The organism is Streptomyces sp. BE20, from assembly GCF_036322525.1.
Classification (GTDB): Bacteria; Actinomycetota; Actinomycetes; order Streptomycetales; family Streptomycetaceae; genus Kitasatospora.
Window position 1 is genome coordinate 1 of record NZ_JAQYWW010001180.1, and the last position, 517, is coordinate 517.

Sequence of the window (517 nt, forward strand, 5' to 3'; positions counted from 1 at the left end):
ATCTACCAGATCATCGCCGACCTCGCCACAGAAGGCGTCGCCGTCCTCGTCATCTCCTCCGAACTCCCCGAGGTCCTCGGCCTCGCCGACCGCATCGTCGTCATGCAGAACGGCCGCATCACCGGCGAACTCGACCGCGAATACGCCACCGAGGAAGCCATCCTCAACCTCGCCATGGCCGACGACATCGCCGCCGCGACCACACCCACCGACGCGACCACGACACCCTCCACCGGAGCTTCCCCATGAGCACCACCACCAGCACCACTCCACCCGCCAGGAACGGCGGCCACGCCCCGCGCCGGTCCGTGGTCTCACCGAAAATCCTGGCCGCCGTCGGTGGTCAGAACCTGAGCCTGATCGGTGCGCTGGTCGTCGTCCTCGCCCTGTTCGGCATCCTCAACGACAACTTCCTCAGCCTCGGCAACATGCAGGTCATCGCCGAAGCCGCCACCATCACCGGCCTCCTCGCCATCGTCCAGACCGTCGTCATCATCTGCGGCGGCCTCGACATCTC

2 pseudogenes are annotated in these 517 nt (G+C 66.5%); both read left to right on the forward strand.

Annotation, left to right across the window (positions count from 1 at the left end):
- Window positions 1-249, forward strand: a pseudogene (locus PUR61_RS37315) (sugar ABC transporter ATP-binding protein); the annotation flags it as partial.
- Window positions 246-517, forward strand: a pseudogene (locus tag PUR61_RS37320) (ABC transporter permease); the annotation flags it as partial. The pseudogenes PUR61_RS37315 and PUR61_RS37320, both read left to right, overlap by 4 nt.